This is a genomic window from Paenibacillus sp. ISL-20 (assembly GCF_018613005.1).
In the GTDB taxonomy this organism is placed as follows: Bacteria; Bacillota; Bacilli; order Paenibacillales; family Paenibacillaceae; genus Paenibacillus_AQ.
Genome location: NZ_JAGGRD010000060.1, coordinates 1 through 18,334, shown reverse-complemented (window position 1 = coordinate 18,334; position 18,334 = coordinate 1). Strand labels below are relative to the sequence as shown.

Annotated in this window: 16 protein-coding genes and 1 pseudogene; 14 read left to right on the top strand and 3 right to left on the bottom strand. The window is 47.9% G+C overall.

The genetic code is table 11. The annotated features are described in order from the left end of the window. Positions 1–581, top strand: a 581-nt coding sequence (locus J7E85_RS28220) for an IS110 family RNA-guided transposase (RefSeq protein ID WP_215163245.1), incomplete at its 5' end; no start/stop codon positions are given. 203 nt (positions 582–784) lie between these two features. Continuing rightward, a complete protein-coding gene (locus tag J7E85_RS28215) occupies positions 785–1,279 on the top strand; it encodes a transposase (protein WP_251036102.1) in 495 nt (164 codons plus the stop codon). A gap of 955 nt (positions 1,280–2,234) precedes the next feature. Here the strand turns inward: J7E85_RS28215 and J7E85_RS28210 are convergent. Further along, the gene (locus tag J7E85_RS28210) at positions 2,235–2,441 is read right to left on the bottom strand and encodes a hypothetical protein (protein WP_215163244.1); all 207 of its coding nucleotides are present in this window, start codon (positions 2,439–2,441) and stop codon (positions 2,235–2,237) included. 531 nt (positions 2,442–2,972) lie between these two features. Between J7E85_RS28210 and J7E85_RS28205 the strand changes: the two genes are divergently transcribed. The 9 genes from J7E85_RS28205 (at position 2,973) to J7E85_RS28165 (ending at position 14,057) form a co-directional block, all read left to right on the top strand. Next, positions 2,973–4,574: a response regulator transcription factor gene (locus J7E85_RS28205; RefSeq protein ID WP_215163243.1), complete on the top strand. Its 1,602-nt coding sequence runs from the start codon at positions 2,973–2,975 to the stop codon at positions 4,572–4,574. Then, positions 4,571–6,289, top strand: coding sequence for a sensor histidine kinase (locus J7E85_RS28200; RefSeq protein ID WP_215163242.1), 1,719 nt, complete (start codon positions 4,571–4,573; stop codon positions 6,287–6,289). Before J7E85_RS28205 ends, J7E85_RS28200 begins: the two co-directional genes overlap by 4 nt. Before the next feature lie 95 nt (positions 6,290–6,384). Further along, complete coding sequence (locus J7E85_RS28195) at positions 6,385–7,341, top strand: ABC transporter permease (RefSeq protein ID WP_215163241.1); 957 nt, start codon at positions 6,385–6,387, stop codon at positions 7,339–7,341. Between the two features lie 18 nt (positions 7,342–7,359). Further along, positions 7,360–8,265 carry a carbohydrate ABC transporter permease gene (locus J7E85_RS28190; RefSeq protein ID WP_215163240.1) on the top strand — a complete coding sequence of 302 codons (906 nt, stop codon included), beginning with the start codon at positions 7,360–7,362 and terminating at the stop codon, positions 8,263–8,265. Positions 8,266–8,306: 41 nt separating this feature from the next. Continuing rightward, positions 8,307–9,920, top strand: a complete 1,614-nt coding sequence (locus J7E85_RS28185) for an extracellular solute-binding protein (protein WP_215163239.1) — start codon at positions 8,307–8,309, stop codon at positions 9,918–9,920. Positions 9,921–9,934: 14 nt separating this feature from the next. After that, the gene (locus J7E85_RS28180) at positions 9,935–12,346 is read left to right on the top strand and encodes a hypothetical protein (RefSeq protein WP_215163238.1); all 2,412 of its coding nucleotides are present in this window, start codon (positions 9,935–9,937) and stop codon (positions 12,344–12,346) included. A gap of 739 nt (positions 12,347–13,085) precedes the next feature. Further along, a complete protein-coding gene (locus J7E85_RS28175; protein ID WP_068774025.1) occupies positions 13,086–13,292 on the top strand; it encodes a helix-turn-helix transcriptional regulator in 207 nt (68 codons plus the stop codon). Beyond that, complete coding sequence (locus J7E85_RS28170) at positions 13,293–13,733, top strand: hypothetical protein (protein ID WP_215163237.1); 441 nt, start codon at positions 13,293–13,295, stop codon at positions 13,731–13,733. Positions 13,734–13,895: 162 nt separating this feature from the next. Next, on the top strand, positions 13,896–14,057 hold the full coding sequence (locus J7E85_RS28165; RefSeq protein WP_215163248.1) for an alpha/beta hydrolase: 162 nt from the start codon (positions 13,896–13,898) through the stop codon (positions 14,055–14,057). A 101-nt stretch (positions 14,058–14,158) separates the two neighbouring features. Here the strand turns inward: J7E85_RS28165 and J7E85_RS28160 are convergent, their stop codons facing one another. Further along, positions 14,159–14,452 carry a GlsB/YeaQ/YmgE family stress response membrane protein gene (locus J7E85_RS28160; protein ID WP_215163236.1) on the bottom strand — a complete coding sequence of 98 codons (294 nt, stop codon included), beginning with the start codon at positions 14,450–14,452 and terminating at the stop codon, positions 14,159–14,161. Between the two features lie 140 nt (positions 14,453–14,592). Between J7E85_RS28160 and J7E85_RS28155 the strand changes: the two genes are divergently transcribed. The 3 genes from J7E85_RS28155 to J7E85_RS28145 all read left to right on the top strand — a co-directional run bounded on the left by J7E85_RS28155 (position 14,593) and on the right by J7E85_RS28145 (position 17,554). Next, positions 14,593–15,300, top strand: a complete 708-nt coding sequence (locus J7E85_RS28155) for a response regulator transcription factor (protein WP_215163235.1) — start codon at positions 14,593–14,595, stop codon at positions 15,298–15,300. Positions 15,301–15,341: 41 nt separating this feature from the next. Further along, positions 15,342–16,721, top strand: a complete 1,380-nt coding sequence (locus tag J7E85_RS28150; protein ID WP_215163234.1) for a sensor histidine kinase — start codon at positions 15,342–15,344, stop codon at positions 16,719–16,721. 113 nt (positions 16,722–16,834) lie between these two features. Then, entirely contained in the window at positions 16,835–17,554 is a 720-nt protein-coding gene (locus J7E85_RS28145; RefSeq protein WP_251036100.1) for a hypothetical protein, read from the top strand. A gap of 637 nt (positions 17,555–18,191) precedes the next feature. Here J7E85_RS28145 and J7E85_RS28140 read toward each other — a convergent pair. Further along, positions 18,192–18,334: pseudogene (locus J7E85_RS28140) on the bottom strand (IS5/IS1182 family transposase); the annotation flags it as partial.

Genomic DNA, 18,334 nt, shown 5'->3' with positions numbered 1-18,334 from the left:
CAGGGAGATCACGCTCCAAACGGTGGGTGAATGAAAAAGCAACGCAACTGGAACAAATACTTGATCCTTGGAGAGAGAGCCGTTCTAGTTCGTCTCAAAGCAAGGCCCTGCTTGGGATGGTAACTTTATTGCTAACGATAATCCGGCAGCTTGACGAGTTGGAAAAACAGATGGAGGAAATGGCGGCAAACCTGCCCGAAGTTGAACTCGTGAAAAGCATCCCGGGAATCGGAACAAAACTGGCCGCAGCCATTGTAGCTGAGATGGGTGATGTCAAGCAGTTTAGGGACGCGAAGCAATTGGTCGCGTTTGCGGGTCTTGACCCAGGGATTTTCAGTTCAGGGAAGTTTACAGCGACGAGCACGAGGATTACGAAACGAGGCTCCAAAAGGCTCAGACGTTCTCTATATTTGGCCGTGCAATGTGGTATGAGGAAAAACGCGAATGCAAGAATTCGTTTGTATTACGAGAAAAAAAGAAAAGAGGGCAAGCCCTACAAGGTGGTCGTGATCGCTTGTGCAAACAAGCTGTTGCATCACATTTTCGCCATCTTGCAGAAGGGGCAGCCCTACCAAGCTTAAACCATATTTAACCAAAACCTCCACAGCCATGGAGGTTATTCGGGTTGGTCGGAAAAAGTATATCACGAAGAGAGAACTCATCCAACCTTAAAATGCTTGACAAACATTAGCTGGTTTTTGTTTTATCGGAACAAAGGTGCCTGGCGGCAGCCATAGACCTCATATGAGTAGAGAAAACCCTGCATTTGTAAACGATACCATTCTTGGGTTTTTGGAAAGGAATAGTTGATTATCTACTGCCGCACGAGCTTGTTCATGTGCCGGATGAAACGTTGCTGCAGCATCTGAGAGAAGCTGCTAAGCGAGGACTTGGTCTGGGTCGAATCCGGAATCTGAAGGAAGCAGCCAGTCGATCCGTTGGCATTAAGCAAGGGGCAGATCTAGCTAAGATGGAGTTGCGATTGTTGTTGAGCCAATATGAATTGCTTCACAGTAAGCATGAAGAACTGGATGCAATATTGGATGAACTGTTGGAACAAATTCTAAATGTTCAACAATTACTTGCCATTAAAGGAGTGGGCAGGGATACCATCGCAGGGTTTCTGGCTGAAGTTGGTGACATTAATCAGTACCGACATCCTAAACAGATTATAAAGCTCGCAGGGCTAAACCTGAAAGAAAACACATCGGGCAAAAGAAGATGCAATCGCTCATCGCTTTGTGTAACAAGCTTATTCGGGTTCTTTTCGGGATTTTGAAAAAAGGACATGAATTCAGTGAAAGTAAATTGATACAGGATATCCCTCGTTTCGCAGAATTACCGCAAGCAGCTTAAGTGAACACTTTACTTGATATGACCAAAGTAAAACGAGATAACAAAAAGCACGGATGAGTCAGAACGAAACTAACATACGGACGAAGATCCTGTCGGGCAGCATATCTGACCTCCACTCATGGACAGGTTGAATGAAGGAATGTGGGAGCGTAGACTCTGTGAGACATGGGAGGGTTGACCGCCATGAGACCATGTGGAGATCCATAGATGCAACCATACTTTACCATAGCAACCACTTTTTACAGTAAGTGGTCTAGGTGGAGAGTTTTTTTGCACTTTAACAGCCCCACAAATTTCCTCCTCAACAACATCGTTCCATTGAAATGTTATCTGCTCAGAAGAAAACAAGGTCAAAATCTAAGAAAACGTGAGCATTTAAGAGTAAAGTGATTCTCAATAGAGGGAGGTTAGTTTAACATTGTTATGGAATATAACGATAAATGAGATGAGGGGGAACACACATGCTTTTTCACTTTAGTGAAGACGATAGCATCAATATTTTCGTACCAAAAGAAAAGCAAAATCGTCCGGGTAGCCCATATTTATAATGGCTTTACCCGAAAAAAGAATAACAATGATTGGAATTAAGTGTTACAAATAGTATAGGGGAGGTGGAAAGTGAATTTATTATTTTGGATTACTATTGCTTTCATCATCATCGGATTTGTTATTCTTGCTTTTATAAGAAGAAATGTGAAAAGTAAGAATATTACATCCACCAAAGCCATATTTTGGTTTATATTGGGGACCACAGTTTGGGGGATAACTAGTATTTTTCTTGTTGTGAGGTTGTTTGGTCAATTTAGTGAGTTTTGACAATGGTTTTAGAGAGAAGCATTTCATTTTTGTGAAGAAATGTACTTCAACTATCAGGTCTGTTAGTTGAATATCGGAGACAGCATAAAAGCTGTCTCTTTTTTACCATTAGCAACAATCTTTACAAACAGTACTTCAACTGCTAACGGGAAACGTTGTTTAAATTTTTTTGTCGGGTGACAAAAAGATAGTGACATTTTGTCGAGGGACAAGTGTCGGGAGACAATCGGTACAAGTTCTTGTCCCGAGTCGAGGACTTCTGTATCCAACTTCCCTCCCCGTGTAAATTCGGATTGGGCTTTTTTAAGTGTTCGACCTGCGCTTTCAGGTAAGCGTTCTCTTCTTCAACGCTGCTAAAATGCTTTTTATTCCAGCGTCCATGGTAATCCTCAAAGGTTTCTCCATTCTGAAACTTACAAACCCAAGTGAGAATTTGAGATTCACTTTTAGTCCCAAACTTCTCCTCCATAATCATGGAGTAGCGCCTGGTTTCATTTGAATCTCAAACGTACAGCTTCCTTTTTGACTTCTTCGCTATAACCCGTCAGCTTTTGCCCTTTCTTTGGTACATCAAAAATCCCCTCCGGTCTACAGTGTTAAGTTCATCATATCATGAACTTTTTTTTTACTGTCTACCATGAAGGGATAATACCATTGCCAAATGGCGGGAGGCTTCTTGCTTTATTAACAGGGGGAGTTTCACACTTTTTAACCGCTTTCATTTGTGCTAGACTACGATACAACCAAGCAGGGCAAGGTCCCGGGGAGAACACGGAGCACGGAGAGAAAGGGTGGTTAATATGTGGAAAATGCTAGTTGTGGACGACGATAAATTCGAGCGGGACGGCGTTAAGTTCCTGGTTGATAAATACGGCCTGCAGTTGGAACTCATAGAAGCGGACAGCGGCGAAGAAGCGCTTGTTTACCTCGAGGAGCATGAGATCGACATTTTATTTACAGACATTCGGATGAATGGGATGGATGGGCTGGAATTAGCGGAACAGGCCAGAGCGATGGGCAGGCCGAGCAAAGTCGTTTTCATGAGCGCCTATGGTGAATTCGAGTATGCGCAGCGGGCGATCGATTTGAACGCGATTCGCTATATTTTAAAACCGGTGGAGGTCAGCGAGTTTCTAAAGGTGATCTCCCAAGTCATTCTTTTGTGCGAGGAAGAACGGCAAGACCGGAATCGGCGCGATAAGTTGGAAGCGGCCTACAGCCGTGATATTCGCTACGAAAAGCAGAAAAGAGTTACGGAGCTTATTCACGGTAAACTCGGCGAGGACGCAGCAGCGTGTTATCCAGCACCGCAGGTAACGGCCATTCCTTTTGTCGGCGGAGACAAGGCCGTGCATATGATCATGCTGGATACGCGCAACCGCTTTTTCGATTTGCACGACCTGGAGTTGGAACGCGGCTTGAAAGACTTGATCGCTGTCCCTTTTGAACTGGTGCATCTGAACGAGTTTCAAAGTTTGCTGCTGGTAGCGGACAAGGAAGAAAATACGCCCGCCGAAGACGGAGAAGGGGCTATCGATTCAGTCGGTCTGCGTCGGCTTGGCGAGTCTTTGGTCCGTTGGTTTCGGGACGCGCATGGGAGGGAGATGACGGTCGTTCTCGGCGGATTGCTAGACGGGAAGGTCCCGTTTGACGAGCGGTTCAGCGAAATGGAAGAGGTTTTGGAAACGAAGTTTTTCTACGATGAGGGCGTCGTGCTGCCGACTGTAAAACCGGCTTCGGAGACGGAGAACGGCAATGAAATGTATGATGTCGAGAAGGCGCTTTCAGTCTTGTCGGAACATATTCATCGAGGCAGGTACGACTTGGCAAAGCCGCGACTTGCAGGATTGATCGACGAGATGCAGAACAGTGACCGCTTCCCGGTGATGTACATCAAATATGTTTGTGTGGAAATCGTCAAAACGCTATTTGACGCTACATCCCGTAAGGAGCCGAACCGCTTCAAGCAGCATCTCGATCTCATCTACAAGACGGCAAAACTGAGTGATTTAAAGGCCGTTATGCTCAGCGTTGTGGAAGGAAGCGAGCCGGAGGCAGGTGCCGGCGGTTCCGACTCCGCGCGCAAAGCGATCGAGGACGTAGTCCATATTATCGAAAGCGAGTACGGTACCGATCTGTCACTCGATTCGTTGGCGGAACGGGTCTATTTGTCGCCCAGTTATTTAAGCCATCTGTTCAGCCGGCATAAAGGCATCAGCATCAACAAATATATGACTCAGTACCGGATGGAGCGAGCGCGCCAATTGCTGTTGACCACGAATCGCAAAATCGTCCAAATCAGCCGCGATGTGGGCTATGTCAACGTGCCGTACTTCAGTTCGCTGTTCAAGGCACATTTTGGCCGAACGCCAACGCAATACCGGGAAGGAGCCGGTACATGAGAAGGATGGTCGACGGTCTGTTCAATCGGTTACGTTTTAATCAAAAGCTGTTTCTTTCCTACTTGACAGTCATTATTATCCCGATCCTTATGCTGGGTCTGTATGCCTTCCGACAATCGGAGGAAATGCTGCGGATTCAAGCGTCGCAGAGTATTGAAAAAAATGTGACGGCCATCTCGCAATCTCTCAACGGCACGCTGGAGCAGTACGACCATACGATTCGCTCGGTTGTGTATAACAAGACGTTTCAGCGGATTGTCGCAAATGACTACATCGATCTCGTCAATTTGTCGCGAGATTTGAATGAGTATTTGACGCCTTATTTCAATATGATGATGACGCTCAACAGCGATATTAAGCAGATCACTTTTTATACACAGAGCAACGTTCCCGAATACGGCTTGTCCGTGCAGTCGCATGAGCGTGTGAAGGACAAGAGTTGGTACCACAAAACGATTGTGGGCGGCGGTAATCAGTGGTCGATGAATGAGAGCGGTGATTTGTTCGTGGCAGGACCGTTCCCGCGATTTTTCTCGGACAGCGACACCAATGTGCTCTTCATGGAAATCAATAGCGACGGCTTGTTCAAAAATATCACCAGTTTAGCAAAAGGGTATGACGTCGTCATCGCGGATCGGAACGGTACACTGCTCTACGCAAATTCCGATGCGGCGGCGAGCCGAGCTGCAGAGTTTACGAAAGTTAAGGATCGGCCGGATTCGGTGATCGACGCCAGCGGTGAACGGCTATACACGGTGACGAAGACGATTGCGCAGACGGGATGGACGATTCGCTGTTTCGTTCCGGTGAAGCAGATGTCCCTCAATGCGGAATCGATCTTGAACGCGACGCTTATCGTCATCGATTCCTGCATTGCCTTCCTGCTCATCATCATCTCGATCTTTTCCCGCACGATGATCAGACGGATATACAAGTTGAACGCGCTGATGCGGCGCGTGGAGAACGGGGAGTTGTCGCTCCAAGTTCAAAGCGCGTCGCGCGACGAAATCGGCGAACTGACGAACCGGTTCGGCAATATGATTGTACGGCTCAATGCGCTGGTGAAAGAAGCCTATACGAACAAAATTGTGCAGAAGGAGGCGGAGCTGAAGGCGCTTCAATCGCAAATCAATCCGCATTTTTTGTATAATACGCTCTCTTTCATCAATTGGGAAGCGGTCAAAAGCGAACAGCATAAAATCAGCCATGTCGTGACATCCTTATCGCGGTTTTACCGCACGTCGCTGAACAAGGGGGATAACATTATTCCGGTGCGCGACGAATTGGACAACATTAAATCGTATCTCGATATTATGCTGATGATGAGCGATTACGAATTCGACGTTTACTATGATATCGATGAAGAGGTGTACGGCTACCGGATGCTGAATCTTATTTTGCAGCCGCTTGCTGAGAACGCGGTGAAGCATGGCATCAACCAGAAGAAAGGCGGGCGAGGATGGCTTAAAATCAGCGCGAAGCGAATGTCCCAGGTGATCGTGTTCACCGTCGAGGACAACGGTCCGGGCATGGATGAGGAAACGATAAGGCGACTGCTGCTTCAGCAATCTTCTGGCTACGGATTAAAAAATGTCAATGAACGGCTGAGGCTGTTTTTCGCCGCGGACAGCGGCATCGGGATTGAAAGCAAACCCGGCAGAGGAACGGCGATGAGCGTGACGATCCCACCTTATAACAATGCCGTAAAAAAGTGAAGTATTTCGAAAATATTTAATAATTCTTTTTCGCAGTGGCCGTGCTATCCTGTTAACAATCCAATGTATGCGCATACAAAACAGGAGGGTCAGCTATGGAGGAGACGGCTCCGCCGGTGCGGAGTGGCTATGAACAAAAGAACAAGAAGGACACATGGCGCAAAGTAAAACAATACCGTGTCCTGCTGCTTATGCTTGTACCGGGTATGCTTTACTATCTCGTTTTTCATTATTTGCCGATGTACGGCGTCATCTTGGCGTTTAAAGATTTTAAAATTACGCGAGGCATTATAGACAGTCCTTGGGTGGGATTCGAGGTTTTCGAGAAAGTGTTTGCGGACGGCTATTTTTATACCGTTCTGGAAAATACGCTGGTTATCAGCGTATACAAACTAGTTTTCGGGTTTCCCGTGCCGATCTTTTTCGCCCTGCTGCTAAGCGAGATTTCCAGCATGCGATTCAAAAAAGTCGTGCAAACGGTTTCGTATTTGCCGCATTTTATATCCTGGGTTGTTTTGGCGGGAGTTTTTTTCACGATGTTCTCGCTGGAAGGACCAATTAATACGGTGATGCAATGGTTCGGCATGGAACCGATATTGTATCTGGCAGATGACCGTTATTTTCGAACGATTTTGGTCGTGACGAGCATTTTTCAGGGGTTCGGCTGGGGCTCCATCATTTATTTTGCGGCCATTTCCGGCATCGACCCGCAAATGTACGAAGCTGCCGTCATCGACGGTGCGGGACGGTTCAAACGAATGTTCTACATCTCGATTCCGATGCTGGCGCCGGTTATTGCGATTATGCTCATTTTGTCGATGTCCGGTATTTTGGATGCGGGCTTCGATCAGATATTCAACATGTATAATCCGAGAGTAATGGAAGTTTCGGACATTATCGACACGTATGTGTACCGCAAAGGGCTGGTTGAGATGAACTACAGCTATGCGACAGCGGTGGGGTTGTTCAAGTCGCTTGTAGCCCTCGTTTTGATCATCAGTGTCAACCGGATCGTAAAGCTGGTGGGGGGACGGGATCATGCATTATGGTAGCGGCAAGACGCGCAGGGGGTGTTTGACATCATTCAAGTAAAAAAATCGGCCGGCGACAAAATCGTGGATGGCGTTCTCTATATCGTCGCGGCGATCATTATGCTGGCAACCATCTATCCGTTCTGGACGCAAATCGTCATTTCGCTCGACGGTACGGGGGCGGACGGTGCCGCTTACGCCTCGGGTTTTATTTTGCTGCCGGAGCAGTTGTCCTTCGAAAGCTACAAGCTGGCATTCAAGTTCGATGCGCTGTGGCAAGGGTATTGGAATACAATCGTCCGTACCGTTATCGGTGTCATATTGGCGGTGCTGCTCACTTCCATCACGGCCTATCCGCTGGCCAAGAGGGATCTGCCCTGGAATCGCGTATTTACGGGTATTATTCTGTTCACGATGCTGTTTGGCGGCGGTACGATTCCAAGCTACTTGCTGATCAAGGAATTGGGGATGTACAACACGATATGGGCACTTGTCATTCCCGGGATGGTCGGCGCGTTCAATGTGCTCATTATGCGTAATTTCTTTCGGGAGATTCCCGCCGAGGTAGAGGAATCGGCCCGGGTCGACGGAGCGGGCTATCTGCGGATCTACACCCAAATCGTGCTCCCGCTCAGCAAGCCCGTCCTAGCGACGGTTGCGCTTTGGGTCGGCGTAGGGCATTGGAATGCTTGGTTCGACAGCATGATTTATATGTCCGATCCCGACAAGCAGGTGCTGCAAGTCGTGCTGCGCAAAATCGTCATTCAGAACAATATGAGCGACATAAGCGCCGTCATGCAAAATATCGGCAACCAGACGACCTTTTCGGGCCGGCAGTTGCAGGCGACGGTCATCATGTTCTCGATCATTCCGATGGTGATTGTATATCCGTTTATTCAAAAATATTTTGTCAAAGGTGTCATGGTCGGCGCAGTTAAAGGGTGATTCCGAATTGGAGCTTCTGGAAAATAGAAGGAGATGAGGACATGTTCGCGAATAAAAAACGCTGGGTGAGCAGCGCGCTCGCCGCAATAATGGCGGTGACGTTGCTGGCCGGCTGCGGCAACGGGTCGTCGAATCAGGCGCCACAACCGGACAACGGATCGACGGTGGCCGAGGAGGGAGACGAAAATGCTATGGGCAAGCCGAAGCTGATGTTTTGGAACCTGGACGGAAACGCCGAAGGGGATTCTTACGGAGTTACGGCGCTCAAGGAAAAATTTGACATCGACGTTGAATTTATTTCTGTCGGCCGTGAAGCGTTCAAAGAGAAGCTGAACTTGATGATTGCTTCCGGCGAAATCCCCGATTGGTGGAAAGAGCCGTCCTTCCCGGAATACGACAAGTTTTTGCAGCAAGAGGTGGCAGCCGAAATTCCGCAAGAGCTGATCGAGGAGCATATGCCGAAATACGTGGCTTGGCTGAAGCGGTATTTGGGCGACGATCCTTTCCGGTACGTTCGCCGGGACGGCAAAATTTACGGCCTTCCGGTGCTTTGGGATATCGGCATCGACGGCATGCAGCTCGGCTTCCGGGAAGATTGGCTGAAAAAAGTGGGCATTGCCAAAAAGCCGGAGACGCTCGAAGAGATGGAAGCGGCACTAACGGCGTTCCGCAACAACGATCCGGACGGCAATGGCAAGAAGGACACGTACGGCATCACTTCGAGCGCAGAAAGCATCGGAAGCTTGTACAGCTCGGTATTCGGTGCTTTTGACATCTATCCCAGCCTTTTTGTAGAGAAGGACGGCAAAGTAGTGCGGGGAGAAATTGAACCAGGCGCGAAGCAGGCGCTGGAAGTACTGCATCGCTGGTACAAGAACGAACTGATCGATCCTGAGTTTGTCGTCAACAAAGCGAGCAATGTGGAAGACAAGGTACTGACCGATAAAGTTGGCGCAATCGAATATTATTGGTGGGCTTTCGTACCGGGCAATGCGTTCCTCGGGGGCGAGCAATGGTATGACAAGCTGAAGCAGAAAAAGGCGGATTTTAACTGGGCGATTTCTCCCGGCGTCAAAGGCCCGGAAGGAAAATACGGCATGGCCCAGTACCATCCGAGCTTCGCCTCCGGCGTCATGTTCGGCAAGCAGTTGAACGACAACCGCGAGAAGTTGATCAAATATTTGCAAGTGTTCGAAGCAACGCAGTTTGATCCGGAATTGTACGAGAAGCTGAATTTCGGCGAGAAAGGAAAAACGTGGAAGATCGGCGAAAAAGGGACGGTCCAGTTCATCCCGCCTTACAACGACGAGAAAGAGCGTAAGCGGGCGGGTATAGGCGGCTACTCGATGTCCGGCTCCTTCAACGACTACGATTTCCAAACCACCTATACTTCGGAAGAAAGCCTGCGACAGCTGGCTAAGGACACGCGGGCGCAAGGAACGCGCAACATCGATGTTTTGGCGCCGTTCAACAAGCCGATTTATAACGAGTATCAGGATAAACTGAGCCAGTTTACACTGCAGCAATATGTGGACTTTATTACAGGACGCCAATCGCTCAGCGAGTTTGACAACTACGTGGCCAAATGGAGGAGCATGGGCGGCGACAAGGTGCTGGAAGAGGCGCAGAAAGTATACGACGAGAATTTCAATTAAGGAGCGAAGCGGGCATGATAGGGTTGTTTGGAATGCGATTGAAGCATATGGAGCTGCAAATGGATGGCCTCGGCCGTCTGGTCGGGCTGCAATGCGCCACGACGGGAAAAAATTATCTCGCCGGAGAAGCAGGCTCTCCTCTTGTGCGAATTGCGGCAGACGGGCGGATTTTGGAACCGAAACGGTTTCAATGCGACACAAGCAACGTTGTGCACGATGACGGCAGCCGTTTCCTGATGGTATTTGACTTCTTGGACGGGGCTGTGCGGCTGGAAGTGGAAGCGTGCGCAAAGAAAGACTATGCTACGTTCGAGATTGTGCGCATCGTGGGCACGGAGCCGGACGTCCTGCTCTGGGGCCCTTACGAAATGGCAATTTCCGGCTCGATCGGGGAATCGGTCGGCGTCGTGCATGACGGCGAATATGCTTTGGGCATTCAGGCCTTAAACGAGAAGACGCTCGGCGGCTTCCCGGTGGATCTGAGACTGGACCGCTTTGCCGACCTTCCTTACCCGGACGCGAAGGTCGGGTATGACGTCAGCGCAGCCTGGCCGACAGCCGATGGCAGCTTGCTGCAAGCGTTTACGCGCAACCGGACGCGAGATGAACGGCGGACGGTATGGGGAACGCCGGACATCCCGGTCACCCCGGTCACCCCTATAGATGGCCCGGATGCAGCGCTGACCGGGTCCAAAATCGCACTGTTTGGTTGTCCGGCTGATCTTGTACTGGAAACAATCGAAGCGATCGAACTGGGCGAAGGGCTGCCACATCCGACAATTGACGGTGCTTGGGCCAAGTTGTCGCCGGATGCGAAGCAGTCGTATCTGATTACCGACTTTAATGAAGCTGCCATTGGGAATGCGGTGGCTTTCGCGAAGGAAGCCGGGCTCTGCGGTGTTTATCATCCCGATCCGTTCGCGAACTGGGGACATTTCGAGCTGAAACCGTCAGCTTTTCCAAATGGAGACGCCGGGATGAAAGCTTGCGTTGAGGCGGCGGAAAAGGAGGGCGTAATTGTCGGGGTCCATACGTTGACCAATTTTACGACACTCGGCGATCCCTATGTTACGCCAAAGCCCGATAAACGGCTGCAGCTTGTGGGAAGCGGGCTGCTGACTGCGCCTGTCGGGGAGGAAGCTACAGAGATCGAGGTTGACGATCCGCGCCCGTTCCAGGTTAGCTTGTTCCGGCGAACGGCCGTTATTGAAAACGAACTGATTGAATACGACGCAGTATCGGAGGAAGCTCCATGGAAGCTGCTCGGCTGCCATCGTGGGGCGAACGGGACGGAAATTTCCGCCCACGAGACGGGAACGGCTGTCGGCCGGTTGTGGGACCACCCGTACGATGTGTTTTTTCCGAATTTGGAATTGCAGGATGCGTATTGTGACCGGATTACGTCCTTGTTTCAGGCAACGGGATTGCGGCAAATTTCGTTTGACGGTCTGGAAGGTGTCTATGCGACCGGCCATGAGGATTACGCGACAAACCGCTTCGTCAAACGCTGCTATGACGGATGGGAAGGCGAAGTGATCAATGATGCCAGCATCGTAGTTTCCAATTACGCTTGGCATATCCATACACGCTTCAACTGGGGCGAGCCGTGGGGAGCCGCGACGCGGGAAGGGCAGTTGGATTGGCGGCTCCATAATCAGCGCTTTTTTGCCCGGAACTTTATTCCGGCTATGCTCGGCTGGTTTATGATCCGCTCCGTTTCGAACCAGTTCGAAGCGACGACGCAGGACGAGATCGAATGGGTGCTCTCCAAAGCGGCCGGTTTCGACGCCGGATTCGCATTGTTTGCCGACATGGCCGTGTTGAAACGAAACGGCAATATCGACGAATTGCTGGCGCTTGTTCGAGAGTGGGAGGCCGCCAGACGGTCGAATGCATTCAGCGTGTCGCAGCGCCAGCGGATGCAAGATCCTGCCGGCGACTGGCATCTGGAACCGGCGGGCGAAGGCCGCTGGACGCTGTATCCTGTAGACATATCGGATGAACTGCTGTGCAATCCGGAAGAGCAGCAACCGGGTCAACCGGGCGGCTCGGACTGGGCGTTCTACAATTGGCAAGAGGAGCAGCCGCTCCGATTCATTCTGCGCGCGGTGCCGTCCTATGGCAATACGCGGGGAATGGTTAAGCGGCCGACGTTTTACGCCGGCGGCAGCTACATGACATTTGAGACGGAGATCGGCGCCGGGCAGTATCTCGTGTGCGAGAGCGACCGGATAGGCCGTGTCTACGACGCTAACTGGAACTTGTTGAAGACGGTGGAGGTTGCGTCGGAAGCTCCGTTGCTGAAAAGAGGAGGGCAAACCGTCTCGTTCAGTTGCCGCTTTGAAGGCGATCCAAAGCCGCGCGTGTCCGTCAAGCTGTTCACGCGCGGCGTGCCGGAAGTGGTGGCAGCGCGGCCGGGCGAATGAATTTAAATGAAGAGAAAGCGATTCGACGACTGTTGATGTGCTTTCTCTTCTTTTTTATTTTTTATATTGGTTGCCGGGTTTCATTGTAGAGGGACAAGAACATGGTCCAATTAAAAGTCGCCATTTTAGCGGCTTTTTTTAGAAAACGGAGCCTGTAAACCCGCATGGTGACGCCCTTATCGTAAGGGATGAAATTCTCCTTAGCGATCCGGAACAAGAAAACAAGGAACGTACAAACTTCGCTAATAATCTGATCCTTAAGGTTGAAGAACGCCGACAACGTTTGTTATCCCGATAAGATAAGAAGCTGTCGAGGGACAAGAACATTGCAGAATCGATCGATGTCGGGGGACAAGAACAAAGTCCCATTGAAAGTCGCTATTAAAGCGGCTTTTTTGTTTTATCGGTACAAGTTCTTGTCCCGAGCCAAGGACAAGAACTTGCACCGATTGCCGGAATGGACAAGAACATAGTCCGATTGCCGATTAGACTGATATCTAAACGGTAGGGGATCATCATTTTCATTTGCATAGGCATCTCTTTCAGGTTGAGCCGTATCGGCGAGAAGCTAAGCGGAGGCCCCGTTTTACTGGAAAAAGCGCTGTACCGCCTTCAATGTTAAATGCAACCTTCTTTCGGTGAAATTGCAAAACCGCATAAAATGCAAAGTTCGCTTGACATATATTGCAAAGTAAACTATTCTAAAAAAGCAAAGTAAACATTGCAAGGGTGTGATAACTTGAAGACAAGAATTGCAGAACTGCGTAAGCAGCATAAGCTTTCACAGGAAGATCTAGGAAAAATTGTTGGTGTTACCCGGCAAACCATCACCTCCCTTGAAAGGGGAAAGTATACGGCTTCCCTTATTCTTGCTTACAAAATTGCCAATTATTTTGGACTCGCCATTGAAGAAGTTTTTGATTTCAGCGAAGTGGAGGAAATGTAAATGGACAAGTACAAGATTAAAGTAAAAACTCGCAAAAACGCACTGTCAATGGTAGCTACTGCTACGCTATTGATCTATGTGGGACTTGTATTTTACCGAGGTGGACTACCCGATTTGCCCAGTTTTATAAAGGGATTTCACACAGGTGCTTTTATCGGGGTTGAAGTGGCCGTCGTTTTTTTTCTCGTCAAGTATATAAAAGCCAGCAAAAATGAAGCCGAGTTGAAGAAGCAATATATAGAGGAGAATGACGAGCGGAGTGTAATGATAATCAAGAGTGCCAGTACTCTCAGCGTAGCCATCATTATCATAGGTCTGGGCATTGCCGCCGTGATCGCCGGTTTCTTTAATTCCTTGATATTCTACACCTTACTAGTTTGCTTATTTTTTGTTTTGATCGTATTTTTTACATTGTGGATGTATTATGCGAAAAAACTTTAAGGGTTGGATCAAAGCAGAAAAGCATAATCTGAATAACAGAGTAAATTGTATAATGAGGTCATAGAATAAATATTATATTGCTATAAATTGGATATTCATGCACAAAGAAGCGAGTCGTTTAAATGATTTGCTTACTGGGCTCCCGAATCCGCTGCAGAATTACTGGGAAAATCACGATTCGTGAGTATAAAGGGTGGCAACCATGGTCAATTTGGCTCCTACGGGATGCAAAAGGGAGACAGCGCGCCTAAGGTTACAGGACAGGAACAGCTTCAGCAGGTTGTTCAGGCACTGAAAGAATGGATGAAATCAGTACAAAAATAACAAAAGGACCGTAAGTGTTCATCTTCCATCGATGAATGCTTTCGGTCCATTTATGTTTATCCTGTACCTTTATGCCCTGGCAGCATCTTTATAAAAATATCTCATGAACGACGGTATCGGTTTCCGCCTCTTTTTGTTAACCGTCTTCGGAAGGATCCGCCTCGTGCCAGAGCGAAGAAGATTAGCAGGGCAATAATCGAGCCAACGATGGCTGGAATAATATGAAATCCGCCAATCACCGGCCCCCTTGGTCCCAGCAATCCCGTTCCTAACCAGGAACCGATAAAACCCGCAATAATGTTCCCAAGTACACCGCTCGGTACGTCCCGCCCAATCAAGTTGCCGCTTAACCAGACAATAAGTCCACCAAAAATGAGTACCCATTGCAGATCCATGGATTGTTCTCCTTTCTTCGGGTTTATTACAAGTTATGTTGGCTCAGTGGAATCAGTTGGTGGAGGAATCTAAAGTGTCTGTGCTAAGATGAGGGTAAATTATGATTCAAGCTGGGGAACAAGGCTAGAAGGGATGCACATTGAAGAAAATACTTGTCATTGACGATGAAGTCGCAATCAGAGATTTAATTGAGCTCGTACTGAGAAGAGAAAACTACGTCGTTCAAACGGCTGAAAACGGTAAAATAGCCCTGCAGCTGCTGGATGCTTTTCAACCGGACCTGGTGGTGCTTGACTTGATGCTGCCTGACTGCTCCGGATATGAACTGTGCAAGGAAATCACCAGGAAACGTGCCGTTCCTGTGATCATGCTCTCTGCCAAAAATGAGGTAATCGACAAGGTGTTGGGACTAGAGCTAGGGGCGGAAGATTACATGACCAAACCCTTTGACAATCGTGAATTGCTCGCTCGGATCAAGGTGATTCTGAGAAGAAACGAGAGCAAGGAGGAATCAAGTGAAGGAACAGAAGTGAAATCTACGCGCATCATTCATGAAGAGCTGACATTTGATCTGGAAAGCCGAAGGGTGCTGAAAAACGGTGTACCCGTGTCTTTAACGGCCAAAGAGTTTAAAATTCTGGAAACGTTACTCAAAAGGCCAGACAAAATCTTTACCCGGGATGAGCTGCTGCAGATTGGATGGGGATATGACTTTATGGGAGACAGTCGCAGTGTGGATATGACCATCATGCGATTACGGAAGAAGCTGGAGGATAACGCGGACGAACCGAAGTATGTCAGGACGATCTATGGATTTGGCTATCAACTTGGAGGTGGCGAGGCCTGAAGTATGCAACCCGGTTACTGCTGAATTATTTATTTTTCTCCGTGCTGTCCTTTGGCATCATCATTTTTGCGGTGAATAAAGCCATCGATTACTACAGCTTCATTACCATTGAAAAACAGATGATGGAGAAGGCGGATCTGTCCGAGTTGTCCTTCCGTGAGGTGTTGGCACAGCATAGATCATCGACAGGAGAGCCGCAGACAAAAGAAATCGTAAGACTTGCTCTGGAGAAGCTGAAAGCTTCAGGCAAGGAAGTACGTATCTATGATAGCTCCAAGCAGTTGCTGGGCTTGGCTGTGGATGGCATCATCATTAATGATGGCAAACCTCTTATTTTTGAAAAGAATATTGAGAAAGCCCTGAGCGGCAGTTATGCCTACACCGTAACGGAAGATCATCTGCTTTATTTTGCCACTCCCATTCAGGATCAATACTACCAAAACGCTTATGTGTATGAGTTCGTGGAGGACATTTCCTACTTTTATGCGATTATGGATCAAATCCGTTATATCCTGTTTGCGGGTGCAGGCGGATTTATTGTACTGATTACGTTATCCAGTCTGTGGATCGCCCGCAACACAACCAAGCCGATTAAGCTGTTGCTTGGCGCTGCGCAAAGTTTCTCTAGACAGGAGTTTCGGAGAGTTCATCTAAACCGGAAGGATGAGCTGGGCATGCTGGCAGATGGGCTGGATTCCATGGGGCGGCAGCTTCATGATTATATTCAGTACCAGAAACAATTTGTCTCCAACGTATCTCACGAGTTAAAAACACCATTGGCAGCAATTCGTGGTTTCTCTCAATACTTGTATGAAGGGGAGGAGAACAAGGAGCTGCAAAAAATCTATGCTCATCTGCTGCAGGAATCGGATCGGCTGACGCGCTTGATTAATGAACTGTTGTTGCTATCCCGATTCGACAAGGCTGGTTCTAACAAACTGGAAGTCGAGAAGACGGAAATGAACGAACTGATTCAGCAAGTCGCAACGAGTATGGGTGCCAAGGCTAAAGATAAAGGAATCGAGATTATGTTCAGGGAGGCGGAAGCGGAACCGGAGGATAAGCTTCTGACGAGAGTCCACGCCAACGTGAATCCAATGCTGATGTCCCATGCGATCGCCAACCTTGTGGACAATGCCATCAAATATTCAGGCAGTCCATCGCTAATCGAATTGATGTTGGAACATACGCCAAGCGAGGTAGTTATACGAATACGTGATCAAGGTATCGGTATCGCGGGCGATGAGCTGGAGAGAGTGCAGGAACGCTTTTACCGGGCGAAAAATGCAAGCACAGCGAACGGTTCAGGTCTTGGACTTTCTATTTGCAAAGAGATTGTAGAGCGGTTTAATGGATATATCGACATGGAAAGTCAAATCGGGGAAGGAACGACCGTTACGATTGTGTTACCCCGTGCGTAAACACGCGCGTTAATAGTTAACGTTACAAGATTGATACAATTCTGTTATGAGACTAACAAATGCTTTTTTTATAATCACTTCATAAGAAGAAATCACACATTTATGGAGGGATCATGATGAAATTGATAAACAAAGCTACAGCTGTTATCCTGCTGAGTATTTTACTAACGATGGCACTGACGGGCTGTCAGTCCAATGGTGCCAAGTCGCCAGAAGCGGCGCAGAACTCGGCTGAAAAAAACACGTCGAACGAACAGGCCAAAGGCGAAGGAGCATCAAATTCTACTGCGCCTGCTTCAGAAAATTCGGAAGGACAGAGTGCTGAAGCTATTAAGGAAGGTTCGATGGAGAAGGAAGGCAATGTGGTGCTGAAGGAGCTTGCTTTTGTCTATAATGAGCACACCATTGCGATTTCGGATACAGCGAATGAAGATCAGATGGAACAGATGCTGGGCAAACCGGATAACCTGAAATCTCATACGTACAGTGCCGGCGATGGAACAAACATGGATACGTTAATCGGTTTTACAGAAAAGGTTTATACGTATCCTGGTCTGGAGATTAAAACAATCAGTATACCGGAGGGAAAACAAGACTCCATCTTTCATATCGAAATTACAGATCCTAAGTACGCGACAGTTCGAAACATTAAAGCAGGAGATAGCCTGGATACACTCAAAAACGCCTACCCTGAGGGGAAACTGCTTGGTGATGGAGCCCCTAATGAGGAGGATGACTTCCGTTACGAGCCATCCAATTATGTGGATGTGATGTCGTTTCATATCAAGGATGCCAAGGTGGAGAGCATTCAGATCTACAGCCTTCTGGACTAATATTTAGTGATCGATGTTGGTAAGCCATTCATACGATTCACCTTTAATACCTGCCCGGGAGAGGGGCAGGTATTTTCTCGTTTATAGACTCGTTTATAGAATGGTATCGAGCTGACAGGTTTTCTCTTAAAAAAACTTAGACATGGTACAATTTTGCCATACACAACTTTTTTCCAAGTGATGAACATAAGATCAGTATCTTAGAGAGCTTAGGATATTATCGACAATTAAGTGATCGTTGATATCCGTTCGATGAGCGTTCACAAGGGGAGGAATGAAGCCACTTTTGTGTCAATTATGTTTCATAATTTGTGTGTCATTAGACAACCGATGTCGGGGGACAAGAACATAGTCGCATTGAAAGGTTAGAGGATAATGAACAGGAAAAACTAGTACCGGATGGATTATTGGACCTATTGCTTGCGAATTATTCAGAGAGAATTAGCAAAGTTGAGCACATTAGAACTACATAAAATGAAAAAGAACAACTATGTAAGCATAATCCATAATGTAGATTGACACAAAAGTCCCCTTTTCAGAAATCCTTATTTTATAAGGTTTCTTTTTTTATGAGGGTGGATTTGTGTCATTTTTTTGTGACTCAAATCCACCCTTTTACTAGGGCGTGTATGCAAACCTAAGCGAGCCAGACCATAATTGATGCCAGCGTTAAAAAAGCCTTGAATGAGCTTGCTAACTTATCAAAGCGAGTCGCCAACCGACGATAATGTTTTACTTTATTGAAAAAACATTCAATGAGATGCCGTTCTTTGTTAATTT